The sequence below is a fragment of the Pseudomonas sp. PICF141 genome, from assembly GCF_002286815.1.
Lineage (GTDB): Bacteria > Pseudomonadota > Gammaproteobacteria > Pseudomonadales > Pseudomonadaceae > Aquipseudomonas.
This window is the reverse complement of record NZ_MUNM01000049.1, coordinates 38786-56517: the sequence shown is the minus strand read 5'-3', so window position 1 is coordinate 56517 and position 17732 is coordinate 38786. Positions and strand designations below refer to the sequence as shown.

Genomic DNA, 17732 nt, shown 5'->3' with positions numbered 1-17732 from the left:
CTTCGAGCGTGAGGGAGATATGGATTGCGTTTGCGTCCAGCATGCCTTGAATTCCGTCCTTTGAAAAAGCTGGGGCGGATGGTGCAGGATTAAAGTGCCATGTTCAAGGCGCAAATGGAGGGCAAGCTGTATAGGGGAAACCCTTGTCCAGAGGGTTTCGAGCAATGGATATGGGCTTGTGCCGTTGATTGCGGAGTTACCATTTTTCGCTGTGCAACCGGTAGGCCGCCTTCGCGGGCAAGCCTCGCTCCTACAGGATTTGTGGCGATCCATTGATCATGCTAATACCGGTTTTGTGTCGATCCGTTGATCATGCCGACACCGGATTTGTGTCGATCTATTGAACATGCCAACACCGGAGCTGTAGGAGCGAGGCTTGCCCGCGAAGGGGCCATCAGCTTCAGCGCATTTCCAACTGCTGCCGATACGGCAAATCCGGCCCGGTCTTGCTGCAGGTCAACGCCGCTGCGCTCACCGCAAACCTGAGCATCGTGTCGATCTGTTCACGGCTCAACTGCTGCAACCCTTCAACCGAATCCAGCTGCTGCTCGGTCAGCCAGGTAATCAGCGCCGCCTGGAAGGTATCCCCGGCACCCACGGTGTCGGCAATCTTCACCGAACAGGCCGGCACCGACCACGCACCGTGGGCACGGCTGAATACCGTCGCGCCTTCGCCGCCACGGGTCAGGAACACCAACTGACAGCGATATTCCAGCCAGCTTTCGATGACGCGCTGAGGGTCTTGCCCGGGGTACAACAGGCTCAAGTCTTCATCGCTGACCTTGATCAGATCCGCCAGCTCCACCAGCGTGGCAATTCGCGAACGCCACAACTGGATGTTCGGCTCGGGATTCAGGCGCACGTTCGGGTCGAGGCTGATCAAGCGTTTGCCGCTTTCCCGTTGCACCAGTGCCAGCAAGGTATCGGCAATCGGTTGCACCACCAGCGAAAACGAGCCGACGTGCAACCCGCGTACTTCAGGCCCAAGCGTCGGCAGATGCGCCAGGCTCAACTGCCTATCCGCACACCCTTCGCCGCGAAAACTGTAGTGGGGCGAGCCATTGGCACCGACCGCGACCATCGCCAAGGTGGTCGGTGCGGCGAAGTCCACGAGGTAGTCCGGGCGCACACCTTCATCGTGCAGCACTTGCTGCAAACGTCGGCCGAGGTAATCGGTCGACAGCCCGGCAAACAGCCCGGCGTCCACGCCAAGTCGGCGCAAACCCACCGCCACATTGAACGGCGAGCCACCGGCAATCGCCTTGAAATTCACTTTGGATGCCAGGCCGCTGGCATCGTCTTCGCTGAAGAAATCGAACAGCGCTTCGCCACATACCAGATACATAGTTTCTCGCTCTTTAAAGGGTTGCGACATGCTGTTGATAGCGTTCGTAGGCCTGCTGAAAGGCCGACACATTTTCTGCAATCGGTAAGGTTTCACTGGCCAGATCGAGCTTTACGCAACGCTCGCACAAGTCCGCCAGACTGTCTTCGTGACCGTTTGCCCAGGACGTGCACCACGCCGCCTGAATCGCTGCACCGAGGGCCGCGGCTTCGCTTTGTTCGGTGCAAATCACTGGCGTATTCATGATGTCAGCGACGATCTGTCGCCACACCGGGCTCTTTGAACCGCCGCCGATCAGGCAGATGCGCAGGCTTTGTAAGCCATTCTGGCGCAGAAGGTCCAGCCCATGACGCAAACCGAAGGTAGTGCCTTCCACCACGGCGCGGCACAGGTTGGCCCGGGTCAGGTTGGTCATGGTCAACCCCAGCAGGCTGCCGCGGGCATGGGGCAGGGCGGGGACGCGTTCGCCATTGAGGAACGGCAGCATGCACACGCCGTCGGCACCGATCGGCGCTTGCTCGACCAAGCCGTTGAACGCTTCGATATCCAGTTCGAACAGCTCGCGAATCGCGCCGGTCGCGTTGGTCAGGTTCATCGTGCAAATCAGCGGCAGCCAGCCGCCGCTGGAGGAGCAGAACGTCGCGACCGAGGCGTCGTGGCTGACGTTCGCTTGCTCGGCATAGGCGTAAACCGTGCCCGAGGAGCCAAGGCTCATGGTGATCGCACCGGGCTGTATATTGCCAGTGCCGATCGCGCCCATCATGTTGTCGCCGCCGCCACTGGAGACCAGCGCATGCGGGTTGATGCCCAAGTGTTCGGCAATACTCGGCAGGATGGTGCCGAGCGGCTGGTGGGCGTCGATCAGCTGCGGAAGCGCCGCTTGCAGGCGCCCCGTAGGGTCAATGTCGCGCAGCAGTTGCAAATCCCACTGGCGGGTGCGCACGTTGAAATAACCCGTGCCTGACGCATCACCGTACTCGCTGCAACTGCGGCCGGTGAGCCAGTAGTTGAGGTAGTCATGGGGCAGCAAAATACGGGCGATTCGGGCGAACACTTCCGGATGCTGTTCTTTGGTCCAAAGCAATTTGGACACGGTGTAGCCCGGCGCGATGACCACGCCGAGGCGTTCCAGGGAGCCTTTTTCGCCGCCCAGATGGGCGAGCAAGCGGTCGTTCTGCGGCGTCGATTCGGTGTCGCACCAGAGCTTGGCCGGGCGCAGCACCTGGCCGCGCTCGTCGAGCAGCACCAGGCCATGCTGCTGGCCGGAAACACCAATGCCGAGGATGGCCTGACCGTCTACATTCGCGGCGAGCAGTGCACGGTGGGTAGCCAGGGTAAAGGCTTCCAGCCATTGGGCAGTGTCTTGCTCGCGTCGACCGTTGGCGCCGCTGATCAGGCTATGGGCGGCGGCGCCTTGACCAAGGACCTCGCCGCTGCACGCGTCGAGGACCACGGCTTTGGTGCCTTGGGTGCCGCAGTCGATGCCCAGGAATAATTGTTGATTTGCCATTGAAAACCCTACCGAAGATCGTTCCCACGCTCTGCGTGGGAATGCCTCAATGGACGCTCTGCGTCCGCTTCTGGATGGGACGCGGAGCGTCCCGGGCTGCATTCCCACGCAGAGCGTGGGAATGATCAGGTGGCAAGCACTCTTTCGAGGGTCCGCGTCACCCCAACCTCCCGCAAACTGTTACAGCACCATTGGAATGCTGTGACAAATTCGGCGGAGTTCGGAATCGCCGTCCCAAAAATTTCCTCCACGTCCAACAACCGCTGCGTGATCAACGCATCATCGGCCACCAGCGCCTGACAGAACGCCGCCCGTGGATCAGGAATGGCGTAGGTCTGGCCAGTCTCATCCACGCCTTTGAGGTACAGCGCCCACGCCGCCACCACCAGCGCCGCACGCTTGGTTTCCTGGCCATCGGCAATCAAGCGGTTGATGGTCGGCACGGTGAATTTCGGAAACTTCGACGAGCCATCCGAACACACCCGCTCCAGTTGATCGGCAATCGCCTGATTGGAGAAGCGCGCCACCAGGGTGTTTTTGTATTCGGTCAGGTCGATCCCCGGCACCGGCGCCAGTTGCGGCGTCACGTCCAGGTCCATATAGGCGCGCATGTAGCGCACGAACAGGGGGTCGTTCATGGTTTCGTGGACGAAGCGATAACCTTTCAAAAAGCCCAGATAGGTCAGCGCCAGATGGCTGCCGTTGAGCAGTTTGATTTTCATCTCTTCGTACGGCGTAACGTCGTCGGTGAACTGCACCCCGACTTTTTCCCAGGCTGGGCGACCGTTGACGAACTTGTCTTCCAGCACCCATTGCACAAACGGCTCGCAGACCACCGGCCAAGCGTCGTCGATGCTGTGTTTGTCGTGCAGTTGCAGACGATGCCCGGTGCTGGTCATAGGCGTGATGCGGTCGACCATCGCATTAGGGAAACTGACATGGCGCTCGATCCAGTCGCGCAGATCGGCGTCACGCAGGGCGGCGAACGCGAGCAGGGCTTTGCGGGTCACGGCGCCGTTGTGCGGCAGGTTATCGCAAGACATCAGCGTGAACGCAGGCGTGCCGGCCGCACGACGTTTGGCCAGTGCGGCGCAGAGAAAACCGAACACGGTTTGCGGTGCGTTCGGGTGAGCCAGATCATGCTGGATCTGGGGCAGGTGCGCCATGAATTCGCCGTTGCTGTCATCGATGCAATAGCCGCCTTCGGTGATGGTCAGCGAGACGATGCGGATGTCTGGATCGGCGAGTTTGTCGATCAGCGCCTCGACGCTGTCCTGGGCCAGCAGCATGTCCCGGAGGGCGCCAATTACCCGCACTTCAGCGTCGTCGGCGTCACCGAGTTCGTACAGGGTAAACAGATAATCCTGCTCTTTGAGATCGTCCCGGGCGCGACGGTCTTCGGCGCGCAGGCCGACCCCGCAAATGGCCCAGTCCAATGCTTGGCCGGTATTCATCAAGGCATCGGTGTAATACGCCTGATGCGCGCGGTGGAAACCACCGACGCCAATGTGCGCGATGCCTTGGCGGGTATCGCTCAGGGTGTAGGCGGGCAGGGCCACCTCAGGAGCAAGGCGGTTGAGGTTCTGTCTGTTCAGTTTCATCGCATGCTCTCGGATCAGGCTGCGGCGCGCAGTGGGCGGGTCAGCGCCACGCCGTCGGCATCGAATAAATGGCAGTGCTCGGCATCCAGGTGCAGGCTCAGGGTTTCGCCATAACGGCTGGCCAGATCGCCGCGAACACGCATGGTCAGCGCTTCGCCGGAAGACGTCAGAACGTGGCAGAAGGTGTCGCTGCCCAGGCGTTCGCTAACGTCCGCCGTCACCTGCAAGCTGCAGTCGCCGGTTTGCGCCAGGTTCAGATGCTCCGGGCGAATCCCTAAGGTCACCGCGCCGCCGACGCTCAGGTGGGCGCCGCTCAGCGGCAACGTGATGCGGGTTCCCGCGTCCAGCAGCACTTCGCAGCGCTGGCTTTCGACGCGGGTGACTTTGCCCTTGAGCAAGCCCATTTTCGGCGTGCCGAGGAAGCCTGCGACAAACAGGTTGGCCGGCTGGTGATACAGGTCCAGTGGCGAACCGACTTGCTCGATCTTGCCGCCATTGAGCACGACGACTTTGTCGGCCATGGTCATCGCTTCGACCTGGTCGTGGGTCACGTAGATCATCGTGGCTTGCAGTTCTTTGTGCAGGCGCAACAGTTCCAGGCGCATCTGTACCCGCAGGGCGGCGTCGAGGTTGGACAGCGGTTCATCGAACAGGAAGATTTTCGGGTTACGCACGATCGCCCGGCCGATGGCCACGCGTTGCCGCTGACCGCCGGACAGTTGCTTGGGCTTGCGCTCCAGCATCGGCCCAAGCTCAAGGATGCGCGCCGCTTCGCCGACTTTTTTCTCGACTTCGGCTTTCGCCACACCGGCCAGGTCCAGGGCGAACGACATGTTTTTGCGCACGCTCATGTGTGGGTACAGGGCGTAAGTCTGGAACACCATCGCCAGGTCGCGTTTGGCCGGGCTGACTTCGGTGATGTCGCGGCCATCGAGCTCGATGGTGCCGCCGCTGACTTCTTCAAGGCCGGCGATCAGTCGCAGCAGGGTGGATTTGCCGCAGCCTGACGGACCGACGAACACCACGAATTCCTTGTCATTCACTTCCAGGTCGATGCCTTTGATGATGGAAAAACCTTCGAAGCCTTTTTGCAGATTTTTGATTTTCAGGTTGGCCATGATGATGGGCCTCCAGGTGTTGTTATTCAGTTGAGCCGTGCGGGCTTTTCCTACAGGGATCGCGTTGAGTCGCGATCTTCATTTCACGGCGCCGAACGACAGGCCGCGGACCAATTGTTTCTGGCTGATCCAGCCGAAGATCAGGATCGGTGCACAGGCCAGGGTCGATACCGCCGACAACTTGGCCCAGAACAGACCTTCGGGGCTTGAGTACGAGGCGATCAACGCGGTCAGTGGCGCGGCTTGGGACGACGTCAGGTTCAGCGACCAGAACGCCTCGTTCCAGCACAAGATCAATGACAACAAAACCGTGGAAGCCAGGCCGCCCTTGGCGATCGGCAGCAACACCCGGACCATTTCCTGCCACAGGGTTGCGCCGTCCAGGCGTGCGGCTTCGAGGATGTCTTTGGGGATGTCCTTGAAGTAGGTGTAAATCATCCAGACCACGATCGGCAGGTTGATCAGCGTGTAAATCACGATCAGCGCGAGGCGCGTGTCCAGCAGGCCAAAGCTCTTGGCCAGCAGATAGATCGGCATCAGCACGCCCACCGGCGGCAGCATCTTGGTCGAGAGCATCCACAGCAGCGTGCCTTTGGTGCGCTGGGTTTCATAGAACGCCATGGAGTAGGCCGCCGGCACCGCGATCAGCAGGCACAGGGCCGTGGCGCTGAAGGAAATCACCACCGAGTTCCAGGCGAAGCTGAAGTAATCGCTGCGCTCGTTGATGTGCAGGTAGTTCTCCAGCGTCGGCGTGAAGATGAGCTGCGGCGGGGTGGCGAACGCATCGATTTCGGTTTTGAAACTGGTCAGCACCATCCAGAAGATCGGGAAGAAGATCACGATCGCAATGGCCCAGGCCAGGGTGCCGAGCAGCAGGCTTTGCAGGCGGCGGGATTGTTGAAGGGTCATGGCGCAGGCCTCAGGCTTTGTCTGTCAGGTTTTTGCCGATCATCCGCACCAGCACGATGGCCGCGATGTTGGCAATCAACACCGCGATCAAACCACCGGCGGACGCCATGCCGACGTCGAACTGCACCAGCGCCTGGTTGTAGATCAGGTAGGCAAGGTTGGTCGAGGCGTAGCCGGGGCCACCATTGGTGGTGGTGAAGATTTCGGCGAACACCGAGAGCAGGAAGATGGTTTCGATCATCACCACCACCGCAATCGGCCGGGCCAGGTGCGGCAGGGTCAGGTGCCAGAAAATCGCAACTGGCCCAGCACCGTCCAGGCGCGCGGCTTCTTTCTGTTCCTGGTCGAGGGACTGCATGGCGGTCATCAGGATCAGGATCGCGAAGGGCAACCATTGCCAGGAGACAATGATGATGATCGACAGCAGCGGGTAATGCGCGAGCCAGTCCACCGGTTGCGCGCCGAACAGTTTCCAGATGCAGGCGAGAATCCCCGAGACCGGGTGAAAGATCAGGTTCTTCCAGATCAGCGCACCGACGGTGGGCATGATGAAGAACGGCGAGATCAACATCACACGCACGATGCCGCGACCGAGAAACTCACTGGCCTCCAGCAATGCGCTGATCAACACGCCGAACACCACGCTGATCAGCAACACACTGCCCACCAGCAACAGGGTGTTGGTGGCGCCGGGCAGGAAGCCCGAGTCACTCAGAAAGTAGCTGAAGTTTTCCAGCCCCACGAACTGGTTTTCACCGGGGTAGAGCAGGTTGTAGCGGATCATTGAAAAGTAAACGGTCATGCCCAGCGGCACGATCATCCACAGCAGCAACAACGCCACCGAGGGGCTGACCAGAAACCAGCCGGGGTTGGTCAACCGGCTTTTACGCACCGGTTGGGCAATGTCCATGTGAGCTTTGACGGTTGAAATATTCATGGCGTTAAAACCGATTAAGAACAGACAAATGAGAATCCAATGTGGGAGCAGGCTTTGTGGCGAGGGGGCTTGCCCCCGTTCGGCTGCGAAGCAGTCGCAAAGCTTTGGGGGCGCTTCGCGACCCAACGGGGGCAAGCCCCCTCGCCACAAAGCCCGTTCCCACAGTTGTTATTGCGCGGTTACTTTGGGATAACCGGCGCGCTTCATCTCACGTTCGGTGGTTGACTGGGCGGCGGTCAAAGCCTGGTCGACCGTGGTCTGGCCAATCAGCGCTGCCGAGAACAGCTTGCCGACCTGGGTGCCCACGGCCTGGAACTCAGGAATGGTCACCAGCTGGATGCCGATGTAGGGCACGGGCTTGATGGACGGTTTGCTCGGGTCCGCGGCCTTCAGCGATTCCAGGGTCACCTTGGCGAACGGCGCGGCGTTCATATAAGCCTCGGTGTAAGTCGAAGTGCGAGTGCCTGGGGGCACGTTGGCGATACCGTCTTTTTCTGCGACCAGCGCGCCATATTCCTTGGACGTGGCCCAGGTGCTGAATGTTTTCGCCGCCTCTTTGGCTTTGGAACTGGTCGGAATGGCCAGCGCCCAGGAATACAACCAGGCCGACCCTTTATCGGTGGTTTGATGCGGTGCGTAGGTGAAGCCGACGTGTTCGCTGACCTTGCTTTGAGCCTTGTCGGTGACGAACGAACCGGCGACGCTGGCATCGACCCAGATTGCACACTTGCCGCTGTTGAACAGCGCCAGGTTCTCGTTGAAACCGTTGCTCGATGCGCCGGGAGGGCCGGACTTCTTCATGGTCTCGACATAGAAATTCAGCGCGTTCTTCCATTCAGGCCCGGGAAATTCCGGCTGCCATTTTTCATCGAACCAGCGTGCGCCGTAAGCATTGGCGACGGTGGTGATCAGCGCCATGTTCTCGCCCCAGCCCGCCTTGCCGCGCAGGCAGATACCGTACTGTTCTTTGTCTTTGTTGGTGAGTTTGCCGGCAAATTCGCTGATCTGGGTCCAGCTCGGGCGCTCGGGCATGGTCAGCCCGGCGTTCTTGAACAGGTCGGTGCGGTAATAGGTGATGGAGCTTTCCGCGTAGAACGGCAGGGCATAGAGCGTGCCCTTGACCGAAAGGCCTTCACGGACTGACGGGAACACATCGTCCAGGGCATAACTGGCCGGCAAGTCCTTCATCGGTTCCAGCCACCCCTTGGCGCCCCAGAGTGCGGCTTCGTACATGCCGATGGTCAACACATCGAACTGCCCGCCCTGGGTGGCGATGTCGGTAGTCAGGCGTTGGCGCAGGACGTTTTCTTCGAGCACCACCCAATTGAGCTTGATGTCTGGATGCTCGGCCTCGAAGGTTTTCGAGAGTTTTTGCATGCGGATCATGTCGCTGTTGTTGACGGTGGCGATGGTCAGGGTCTGGGCGCCGAGGCTGACGCTACTGAGGGTCATGCAGGTGAGGGCAAGCAGAGCTTTTACAGAAGGTTGCATCGTGCACTCCTTTTCTGCACCCGGCGGGTTACAGAAGGACAGTTATTGTTTTTGTGTCTTCCTGGGCAGGAAGAATGTGCGCTGATTACAGCCTTCAATCGATGGGCTGACAAATCATCCATCGCACTGTGACCGATACTTTTTTGCACTGGGGTTTGGGGTGTGAGGCGTAAGGAACGGTTATCCAGCAATTAGCTGCTATCGAATCCGTATAGGTTTTTGATCTGTAATAGGGGGGACTGTAGGAGCCAGGCTTGCCCGCGAAGGCGTTTTGTCTGACACACCGCCTTCGCTGGCAAGCCTCGCTCCTACGAAAAGCGCTTAGCCTAGGTTTTGCTCGGTCAAACGCTGCACCGCCAACCGCCGGTAGTGCGAAGGCGTCATGCCCTTGAGCTGTTGAAAGCGCCGGTTGAAGTTGGAAATATTGTTGAAGCCCGATTCGAAACACACATCGGTCACGGTTTTATCGCCATCGGCCAGCAGCTCGCAGGATTTGCTGATGCGCAGGCGATTGACGAATTCGATAAAGCAGCGCCCCGTGGCCTGTTTGAACACGCGGCTGAAATAGGTTGGTTTGAGCCCCAGGTGCTCGGCGACTTCATCCAGCGGCAGTTCCCGGGCGTAATGGGCAAAGATGTAATCCACCGCTCGGTTGGTGCGGTCGATATTGTGTTCATCGGCCAATTGCGGCGTCGTCGCACCGGACAGCAACTGATAATCATCGGACGCGGCCAGCAACTCCAACAGGATAAAAAAATGCCCAAGCCGGGTCATGCCTCTGGTATCAGCGATGCGCTGCATCAAGGTCATGGCCTGGCGGATTGTGCGCTTGCAGCGAAACTCGATGCCGTACTGCGCGCGCTCCAGCAAAGGGGCGAGCATCTTGAGCTCGGCAAACACCTGATGGCCACTTTCGAACAGTTCGTCAGTGAAATTGACCAGCATGTCGCGCTTGGGCACCACTTCATCTTCAGCCACTTGGCTGATCCAGTTGTGGGGCAGGTTGGGGCCCGTCAGAAACAGTGTTTCCGGGTAAAAGTTGCCGATGTAGTCACCGATGAACACCTTCCCGGAACTGGCGACGATCAGGTGCAGTTCATATTCCTTGTGGAAATGCCAGCGCACCAACGGGCAAGGGAAGCCGTGCTGACGATAGATGATGGACAACCCGTTATGGTCGTCCATCAATTCGTAGGAAGGGTCGGTAACTCTGGCTGGTCGGCTCATCTCAGGGCACTTTTATTGTTATCGCCGGTTGATCATGCCTCTTTCCAGGCTGATTGTGCCAGCCCACGACACTGACCGTTCACGCCGGCTCATGCAATGGGGAACGATCTCGCACTCATCAAAAGCAAGCTGTCATGAAGACGAGTTCAGAACCAGCACAGGAATACTCGTTTTAGCTAAAGGAGGTGCGTCGGTGTGGAACTATTTGATTTGTTTGTTCGCTTTTATCAAGCTCGCGGCTCGACAATAAGAAACTATTTTTGACTCTTCAATGAAATCGACATTGATAATGTTGCATTGGGTAGCCCAATCGCGTTTGGCGAGATCGAACCACCAAGTGAGATGTCCTTTGATGTCGACAGGGCCGCCAGTAATGCTGTAACAGGTTGCGGAAAGAGACCATGGTGCCCATGTGCCGGGAGGGTTTTTCAAAACTTCAATGATGTGTTTTTCCAGTTCAGCGGCATTCGTGTCGGCGATGCCACTCCATTTGTGCTCGACTTTTTTGCAAAACCGGGTTCGATCAAGCTCCCGGTCCCCTTCGGCAGCGACCAGGACTCTTTGCACGTTGCTGAGTTTCTTGAGTTGACCGAGGCTAAGGTGCAGGTTGTTGGAAGGAATCATTCTTTCGCCCAGAAACCTGAGCATCATTTCGTTGAAAAAATGATAGTCAAAGGGTTGCTGGCTACCCTTCAGCTCGTGGAAGTCCAAAATAATAAATTCGTCTGGGTTTTCCTGAAGAAAACGGTTCACATCTGTCACAAGGTGCCCCAACGTACGGGTGGAGCGGTATCCGTTGTGCTGAAAACGGAATTTGCCCAGCCCCGGTTCGTCGAAGACAAAATCCAATCGAACATCCAGAGCCCGCGAACCATTATTCAGTTGGGCATAAAACGAATCGTGCTGGCATGCCAGCCAGTGAGCACCGGGAATTATTGGGTAGGACGCTTTCCAGTCGCAGCCCGCATTGTGAGTGCCTGGCAGCGTTAACTGGCAGAGCGATAACGTGTCGATGGCCGATGTCGCGGTCATCCAATTGTTGAGGGCGTAATTATCTGAAGCGTTATTGTTCATTAATGCATCCTTGCATCGATTAAATAGGAGAAGCCACACCTCTTAGTATCGAAATACTTGAAAGTTGGCTTTCCGTAGTTATAGCGGTGAACGAGTCGATGGCCAATCGCTCGATTGATGCGAACTGTGTGGTTTATACATCCGCTCGTTGGAGAAGGTTGAAACCTGGTTATGGATTTCGATTCTTTGCCTCGATCCACTGCGCCATGTACTGGGTACTTTTATGTTGATGATGACGCAACATGCCGCCGGTAAAGTTATTTCTTCTAAGTTGTGTCAGGTGTTGCTGGCAATGCAGCAACTTTTCGATCAGCGCCGGGCCATGTACCGCTGGCTGATAGCGATCGGCTAATAGTTGCTGTCCATGGGATTGGGCGCTCGTCCACAGGTCTTTGTCTTTATACAGACGAACCGCACGATCGGCGAACTCACGCGCGGTTCGGGTCACGGCACCCGGCCACGGCTGTTCGCGGTGCATCGCTTCCGCGCCAATCGGGGTGGTGACATTGGGCGTGCCACACAGCATGGCGTCGACAATCTTGCCTTTTATACCCGCACCAAAGCGTAACGGCGCCAGGCATATCCGCGCCGCGGACATGACTTGCAATGCATCTTCTGCCCAGTTCATCACATGAAACCCTTGGGCCGCATTGTGCAGGGCGGTGGCTTTGGGCGGCGTGTAGGCGCCGTAGATGTGCAGTTGCGCCTCTGGCAGCTGTGCACGGATCAGCGGCCAGATCGTGGTTTTCATCCAGAGCACGGCGTCCCAGTTCGGCGCGTGACGGAAGTTGCCGATACTGAGGAAATGCGCCCGGTCTTCAAAGGCTGGCGATGCGGTGGTCAGCGGTTCGACCATCAACGGACACCAGTGCAGCAATGATTGAGGTAACCCGAACTGCTCAACGAGCAATTCAATCTCCACTTCGGAGATCATCAGGTTCAAGTCGCAGCGATACAGCGCGGCGATTTCCCGTTTTGCCAGATCGGTATCGGCCATGAGCTCGAACTCTTCGCGTAATGCCGGGGCGAACAATTCACTGAAATCATTGGCATCATCACTGTCCTTCAAGCGTTCCTTGAGGCGCTGATGCCGGGCATGTCGCAGGCTTTGCAGGTCAGAGGTTTCCAGCACGCGCAAGGCGTCGGGGCAGTGTTTCTCTACTCGCCAGCCGAACTGTTCTTCCATCATGAACTGGTCGAATAACACGATATCCGGTGCCAGTTCGCTGACAAAGGTGTCGAAACTGCTGTTATTCAACTCGATCGGCACTTCGCGGATGCCCAGCGCGGTCAGGTCCGCACGGTGCTCACCGGTGCCGGCCGGGCTGCTGAAGGTGACGTCCCAGCCTTGCTGCAGGAACATATCGAGAATTTGCATCACATGCCCACTGGCCGCAGAAGAGCGGGGCTCGGGCCAGACGTAACCAATCACCAGGACTTTGGTTGCGCGGGGCTGACTCATTGACGGGTATTCCTTGAAGCGGGTAGGGAACGGAGAGAATCGGGACGCGAGAAAAGTCAGTCCTTGAGGATGTCCTGGACCTTGCCCCGCAATTGATCAATGGAAAATGGCTTGCCAATGGTATGCATGCCGTCAGGCACCTCGATGCTTTCGGCATAGCCAGTGGCGAACAGAATGGGTAATTCCGGACGCAGCATGCGCGCTTGCCTGGCCAATTCCCGACCGTCCATGACCGGCAACCCCACATCTGTCATTAGCAACTCAATGTCCTGGTCTTCGTCATTTAGAAACTCCAGGGCCTGTTCGCTACCATCTGCCTCGAGTACTTCGAATTCGAGCTCCTCCAGCACATCGACGATCAGTGCGCGCACAATGTCATCGTCTTCGACGACTAGAATGGTGGAGGTGTCAGCGGACATAGTGGGGCTCTCAACATTGAATTTCGCGGTTGCCGGACAATCGAAATCGCCGGACTCCAGCATGGGTCAGTGACGAATCACGACAGGTTCCCGACGCGTTACAAAGACAATAGCCGCACCAGAGCCGCAGAGAATAACCGCTCCTTTGTCCCAGAGCAGCTAAATGCAGGTTTTTACCGCAAAACGTGTCAGAAAAATGGATCGCCCCGGCCGTTTTGGGGCAGACTCGATGCCTTTCAACAGCACGACAAGGCTTCCCATGACCTCTGCGTCTTCGGTTGATGAGCAACGATTCCGTAAACTCCTGAGCCGCAACGTCAGCCTGCCACTGGGTATGGGCGTCATCAGTGCGGTTTTCTTCGTTTCGCTGATCACCTACCTGCTGTCGGTGATCCAGTGGGTCCAGCACACCGACCGGGTGATCAATAATGCCAATGAAGCGATAAAGCTGACCGTCGATCTGGAAACCGGCATGCGCGGGTTTCTGCTCAGTGGCGATGAACATTTCCTCGATCCCTACGAGACGGCCAAGCCGAGAATCGCCGTCGCGCTCAGTACCTTGCTCGAATTGACTGCCGACAATCCGCTCCAGACTGATCGTCTGCACCGGCTCCAGGCCTTGCAGACCGAATGGGCCACTTACGCGCAAGCGATGATCGATTTGCAGCGCGCCAACGGTGACTACCGTGGCGTCGTCAAGGCCGGGCGTGGCAAGCGCCTGACCGACGAGATCCGCAAGCAATTCGAAGACGTTATCGACCTGGAGCAGCAGTTGCGTGCTACGCGCAACGAGGAAGTGCGCCGCACTACGATCTGGAGCATCGCCCTTTATCTGCTGTTGGTGGCCGCTATCAGCGGGTTGTTGGCCTACATTGGCCGTCGGGACCTGCTCAAACTGTCGCAAAGTTACAGCGCCAACCTCGCCAGACAACAGGCCAGCGCCCTGCGTCTGGAACAGCAAGCCTGGTTGCGCAATGGCCAGACTGAACTGGCCGAGCAAGTCTTGGGCCAGCTATCGCTCAATGTGTTGGGGCGCAACATTTTGCAGTTCTGCGCGCAATACTTGGGCACGGCTGTCGCGGCGATCTATGTCCGTGAGGATCACGGCGGCCTCAAGCGCATCGCGTCTTACGGTTTTTCCCGGGAACAGGAAGCGCTTGAACAGCAGATCTACAGTGGCGAAGGCATTGTCGGCCAGGTGGCGCAACAAGGGCGTTTGATTCGCCTGGATGATGTCCCGGGCGGCTACTTCAAAGTCAGTTCCGGCCTGGGCGAAGGTTTGCCGCATAGCGTATTAGTAGTGCCCACCAGCGACGACGATCGGGTCAACGGTGTGATCGAACTGGGTTTCCTGCGCACGCTGACGGATCGTGATGTTGAACTGCTCGAGTTGATCGCCGGCAACATCGGCACCTCGATCGAGGCCGCTCGCTATCGTCAACGCTTGCAGGAAGTGCTCGCCGAAGCCCAGCAACTCAACGAAGAGCTGCAGGTTCAGCAAGAAGAGCTCAAGAGCGCCAACGAAGAGCTGGAAGAGCAGTCGCGGATCCTCAAGGAGTCCCAGACTCATCTGCAAGCCCAGCAGGTGGAGCTGGAGCAAACTAACGAACAACTCGCCGAGCAGGGGCAGATCCTGGCCGCGCAACGCGATGCCATGGACCAGAAGAACACCGAGCTGAATCTGGCGCAGATTGAGCTCCAAGCGCGCGCCAAAGAGTTGCAGCGCTCGAGCAAATACAAATCCGAATTCCTCGCCAACATGTCCCATGAACTGCGCACGCCGCTGAACAGTTCGTTGATTCTGGCCAGGTTGTTGGCGGAAAACCCGCAGGAAAACCTCAGTGCCGAACAGGTCAAATTCGCCGAGTCGATTTATTCCGCCGGCAACGATTTGCTGAACCTGATCAACGACATTCTCGACATTTCCAAGGTCGAGGCCGGCAAGCTTGAGGTGCGAGCGGAAAACACCCATGTCGCGCGTCTGGTGGAAGGCTTGCGTGGCATGTTCCAGCCGTTGGCTGCGCAAAAGAACCTGGATTTCCAGGTGCAATTGCTGGCCGATGCGCCGCTTGTGTTGTTCACCGATCGCCAGCGCCTGGAGCAGGTGATCAAGAACCTGTTGTCCAACGCCGTGAAGTTCACCGAGAAGGGCACTGTCAGCCTGAGCGTCGCTGCCCAGCCGGGCGAGGGCATTGCCTTTATCATCCGCGATTCGGGCATCGGTATCGCGCCGGATCAGCAGGAAAGCATTTTCGAAGCCTTCCGTCAGGCCGATGGCACCATCAACCGCCGTTACGGTGGCACCGGCCTGGGTTTGTCGATTTCCCGTGATCTGGCCACGTTATTGGGCGGCTCCATCAGCGTGACCAGCACGCCTGGGCAGGGCAGTGTGTTCACACTGGTGCTGCCACAGCACTATGTCGAACCGGATGAGGCGCCTGTCGAGGCGGTGAGCGCAACGCCAGTGGCCGTGCCGAAAAACGCCGTGGTTGCTGCGCCTGGGCCCCTGATTGCCGACGTCGACATTCCGCGTTTCGACGATGATCGCAACAAGGCGCCATTCGCGACTCGTTGCATTCTGGTCGTGGAGGATGAGCCAGACTTCGCGCACATTCTCTACGATCTGGCCCATGAACTGGGTTATCAGTGCCTGGTGGCCCACGGCGCCGACGAAGGCTACGACCTGGCCATGCAGTTCCTCCCTGATGCGATTCTGCTGGACATGCGCCTGCCGGATCATTCCGGGCTGACGGTATTGCAGCGCCTTAAAGAGCATGCCGAAACCCGGCACATTCCGGTGCACGTGATTTCGGTCGAAGACCGGGTCGAGGCGGCCATGCATCTGGGCGCCATCGGTTATGCGGTCAAGCCCACCACACGCGAGGAGCTCAAGGAGGTATTTGCCCGTCTCGAAGACAAACTGACGCAAAAGGTCAAACGGGTCTTGCTGGTTGAAGACGACGACGTGCAACGCGACAGCATCGCCCGGCTGATCGGCGATGAGGAGATTGAAATCACCGCTGTCGGCCTGGCGCAGGATGCGCTGGATTTGCTGCGCACCACGATTTTTGACTGCATGATCATCGACCTGAAGCTGCCGGACATGCTCGGCAACGACTTGCTCAAACGCATGTCCATCGAAGATATCTGCTCGTTCCCGCCAGTGATCGTCTATACCGGACGTAACCTGACCCGGGACGAAGAGGCGGAGCTGCGCAAGTATTCGCGTTCGATCATCATCAAGGGCGCTCGCTCGCCCGAGCGGTTGCTGGACGAAGTGACACTTTTTCTGCACAAGATCGAATCCCGCTTGTCCCAGGAGCGCCAGACGATGCTCAAGATCGCCCGCAGCCGCGACAAGGTTTTCGAGGGCCGTAAAGTGCTGTTGGTGGACGACGATGTACGCAACATCTTCGCCCTTACCAGCGCCTTGGAGCAAAAGGGCGCCGTCGTGGTCATTGGCCGCACCGGCCGTGAGGCGATCGAGAAATTGAATGAAGTCGAGGACATTGACCTGGTGCTGATGGACGTGATGATGCCGGAAATGGATGGTTTCGAAGCCACCCTCGAGATCCGCAAGGACCCGCGCTGGCGCAAACTGCCAATCATTGCGGTGACGGCCAAGGCGATGAAAGACGATCAGGAGCGCTGCTTGCAGGCCGGTTCCAACGACTACCTGGCCAAACCCATTGACCTGGATCGCCTGTTTTCGCTGATTCGTGTGTGGCTACCGAAGATGGAACGCATCTAGTGGAGTGCGGCAACGACATCGAATTGCGCTTGTTGATCGAGGCGATCTACCTCAAGTACAGCTACGATTTTCGCGATTATTCCAGCGCTTCGATCAAACGCCGGGTCAATCACGCCTTGAGTCAGTTGGAGTGCAAAACCATCTCGGCGCTGCAAGAGAAGGTTTTGCATAATCCGAGTGCGTTCATGCAGCTGCTGCAATGCCTGACGATTCCGGTCAGTGAAATGTTCCGCGACCCTTCGCATTTTCTGGCGTTACGTCAGGAAGTGGTGCCACTGCTCAAGACTTACCCGTCGATCAAGGTCTGGATCGCCGGTTGCAGCACTGGCGAAGAGGTCTATTCGATGGCGATTCTGCTGCGTGAAGAAGGCCTGCTGGATCGCACCATTCTCTATGCCACCGACATCAACCCATACTCGCTGGATAAAGCGCGGCAGGGGATTTTCTCCTTGGAGAACGTCCGGGCCTACACTCACAACTACCAGCAGGCGGGTGGTCAGCGCTCGTTCGCCGATTACTACACGGCGGCCTATGGTTATGCGATTTTCGACAAGAGCCTGTGCGACAACGTGACCTTCGCCGACCACAGCCTGGCCACCGACAGTGTGTTCTCGGAGACTCAATTGATTTCATGCCGTAATGTATTGATTTATTTCAATAAAAAACTTCAGGATCGTGCGTTTGGCTTGTTTCACGAATCGCTGTGTCATCGGGGGATTCTGGCTCTGGGCAGTAAGGAAACCCTGGAATTCTCGGCCTATGGCAAACAATTTGAAGCATTGGTCAAACCAGAACGGATTTATCGCAAATCATGAATAGGGCAGTGCTGGATACTCATCGGCTGGATCTTCGCGGCATTAGCCATCTGTTTGTCGAGCTGGAACGAGT

Annotated in this window: 13 protein-coding genes; 2 read left to right on the top strand and 11 right to left on the bottom strand. The window is 57.9% G+C overall.

The window, feature by feature from the left end; all coding sequences use genetic code 11:
• Positions 1 to 400 precede the first annotated feature (400 nt).
• From BZL43_RS12915 to BZL43_RS12865, 11 genes are all read right to left on the bottom strand, one after another.
• On the bottom strand, positions 401 to 1345 hold the full coding sequence (locus BZL43_RS12915; protein WP_095632664.1) for a carbohydrate kinase: 945 nt from the start codon (positions 1343 to 1345) through the stop codon (positions 401 to 403).
• A gap of 13 nt (positions 1346 to 1358) precedes the next feature.
• Positions 1359 to 2855: a xylulokinase gene (xylB, locus tag BZL43_RS12910; RefSeq protein ID WP_095632663.1), complete on the bottom strand. Its 1497-nt coding sequence runs from the start codon at positions 2853 to 2855 to the stop codon at positions 1359 to 1361.
• Between the two features lie 125 nt (positions 2856 to 2980).
• Positions 2981 to 4456, bottom strand: a complete 1476-nt coding sequence (locus BZL43_RS12905) for a mannitol dehydrogenase family protein (protein ID WP_095632662.1) — start codon at positions 4454 to 4456, stop codon at positions 2981 to 2983.
• Positions 4457 to 4470: 14 nt separating this feature from the next.
• Positions 4471 to 5574: an ABC transporter ATP-binding protein gene (locus BZL43_RS12900; RefSeq protein ID WP_095632661.1), complete on the bottom strand. Its 1104-nt coding sequence runs from the start codon at positions 5572 to 5574 to the stop codon at positions 4471 to 4473.
• Positions 5575 to 5652: 78 nt separating this feature from the next.
• Positions 5653 to 6483, bottom strand: coding sequence for a carbohydrate ABC transporter permease (locus BZL43_RS12895; RefSeq protein WP_095632660.1), 831 nt, complete (start codon positions 6481 to 6483; stop codon positions 5653 to 5655).
• A gap of 10 nt (positions 6484 to 6493) precedes the next feature.
• Positions 6494 to 7420 carry a carbohydrate ABC transporter permease gene (locus tag BZL43_RS12890; protein ID WP_095632659.1) on the bottom strand — a complete coding sequence of 309 codons (927 nt, stop codon included), beginning with the start codon at positions 7418 to 7420 and terminating at the stop codon, positions 6494 to 6496.
• 168 nt (positions 7421 to 7588) lie between these two features.
• A complete protein-coding gene (locus BZL43_RS12885) occupies positions 7589 to 8911 on the bottom strand; it encodes a sugar ABC transporter substrate-binding protein (RefSeq protein WP_095632658.1) in 1323 nt (440 codons plus the stop codon).
• Positions 8912 to 9232: 321 nt separating this feature from the next.
• Positions 9233 to 10138: an AraC family transcriptional regulator gene (locus tag BZL43_RS12880; RefSeq protein WP_095632657.1), complete on the bottom strand. Its 906-nt coding sequence runs from the start codon at positions 10136 to 10138 to the stop codon at positions 9233 to 9235.
• 201 nt (positions 10139 to 10339) lie between these two features.
• Positions 10340 to 11212, bottom strand: coding sequence for a phospholipase (locus tag BZL43_RS12875; protein ID WP_095632656.1), 873 nt, complete (start codon positions 11210 to 11212; stop codon positions 10340 to 10342).
• A 169-nt stretch (positions 11213 to 11381) separates the two neighbouring features.
• On the bottom strand, positions 11382 to 12674 hold the full coding sequence (locus BZL43_RS12870) for a glycosyltransferase (RefSeq protein WP_095632655.1): 1293 nt from the start codon (positions 12672 to 12674) through the stop codon (positions 11382 to 11384).
• A gap of 56 nt (positions 12675 to 12730) precedes the next feature.
• Positions 12731 to 13093 (bottom strand): response regulator, encoded by a 363-nt coding sequence (locus BZL43_RS12865; protein WP_095632666.1) that lies wholly within the window; start codon positions 13091 to 13093, stop codon positions 12731 to 12733.
• A gap of 259 nt (positions 13094 to 13352) precedes the next feature.
• Between BZL43_RS12865 and BZL43_RS12860 the strand changes: the two genes are divergently transcribed.
• Both BZL43_RS12860 and BZL43_RS12855 read left to right on the top strand, forming a co-directional pair.
• The gene (locus tag BZL43_RS12860) at positions 13353 to 16844 is read left to right on the top strand and encodes a response regulator (RefSeq protein WP_095632654.1); all 3492 of its coding nucleotides are present in this window, start codon (positions 13353 to 13355) and stop codon (positions 16842 to 16844) included.
• Positions 16817 to 17659, top strand: a complete 843-nt coding sequence (locus tag BZL43_RS12855) for a protein-glutamate O-methyltransferase CheR (protein ID WP_371916212.1) — start codon at positions 16817 to 16819, stop codon at positions 17657 to 17659. The genes BZL43_RS12860 and BZL43_RS12855 overlap by 28 nt, the downstream gene beginning before the upstream one ends.
• Positions 17660 to 17732: the final 73 nt, after the last annotated feature.

Excerpts from the sequence above, each read along its gene's own strand:
- BZL43_RS12915 (WP_095632664.1), bottom strand. The coding sequence starts at position 1,345 with ATGTATCTGGTATGTGGCGAAGCGCTGTTCGATTTCTTCAGCGAAGAC.
- xylB (WP_095632663.1), bottom strand. The coding sequence starts at position 2,855 with ATGGCAAATCAACAATTATTCCTGGGCATCGACTGCGGCACCCAAGGC.
- BZL43_RS12905 (WP_095632662.1), bottom strand. The coding sequence starts at position 4,456 with ATGAAACTGAACAGACAGAACCTCAACCGCCTTGCTCCTGAGGTGGCC.
- BZL43_RS12900 (WP_095632661.1), bottom strand. The coding sequence starts at position 5,574 with ATGGCCAACCTGAAAATCAAAAATCTGCAAAAAGGCTTCGAAGGTTTT.
- BZL43_RS12895 (WP_095632660.1), bottom strand. The coding sequence starts at position 6,483 with ATGACCCTTCAACAATCCCGCCGCCTGCAAAGCCTGCTGCTCGGCACC.
- BZL43_RS12890 (WP_095632659.1), bottom strand. The coding sequence starts at position 7,420 with ATGAATATTTCAACCGTCAAAGCTCACATGGACATTGCCCAACCGGTG.
- BZL43_RS12885 (WP_095632658.1), bottom strand. The coding sequence starts at position 8,911 with ATGCAACCTTCTGTAAAAGCTCTGCTTGCCCTCACCTGCATGACCCTC.
- BZL43_RS12880 (WP_095632657.1), bottom strand. The coding sequence starts at position 10,138 with ATGAGCCGACCAGCCAGAGTTACCGACCCTTCCTACGAATTGATGGAC.
- BZL43_RS12875 (WP_095632656.1), bottom strand. The coding sequence starts at position 11,212 with ATGAACAATAACGCTTCAGATAATTACGCCCTCAACAATTGGATGACC.
- BZL43_RS12870 (WP_095632655.1), bottom strand. The coding sequence starts at position 12,674 with ATGAGTCAGCCCCGCGCAACCAAAGTCCTGGTGATTGGTTACGTCTGG.
- BZL43_RS12865 (WP_095632666.1), bottom strand. The coding sequence starts at position 13,093 with ATGTCCGCTGACACCTCCACCATTCTAGTCGTCGAAGACGATGACATT.
- BZL43_RS12860 (WP_095632654.1), top strand. The coding sequence starts at position 13,353 with ATGACCTCTGCGTCTTCGGTTGATGAGCAACGATTCCGTAAACTCCTG.